Raw genomic sequence first — 274 nt, forward strand, 5'->3', positions numbered from 1 at the left:
GCCGTCAGATCACCCGTCGCGGCGCTGCCGTCAAGGGATCCCCGCTGTTGGGCGTGCCAGTGGGCTCGATGAGCAGGATGTGCGCCTCTTCCCTGGCGCGCGGGCGGTGGCTGACGCCCTTGGGAACGATGTAGAGCTGGCCCGGCACGAGCTGCACCGTGCTGCCATCCTCCAGATCGATTTCCAGCTCGCCCTGCAGCACCAGGAAGAAGTCGTCGGTGTCTTCGTGGACGTGCCAGTGGTATTGGCCGCGCAATTTGGCCACCATCACATC

General features: G+C 65.3%; 1 protein-coding gene. It reads right to left on the bottom strand.

Annotation, left to right across the window (positions count from 1 at the left end):
- Window positions 1–4: 4 nt before the first annotated feature.
- A partial coding sequence (locus ACZ3HG_RS23625; RefSeq protein ID WP_465334796.1) for a cupin domain-containing protein occupies window positions 5–274 on the bottom strand: 270 nt, incomplete at its 5' end.

The sequence above is a fragment of the Erwinia sp. PME.40.26/001 genome (assembly GCF_055556675.1).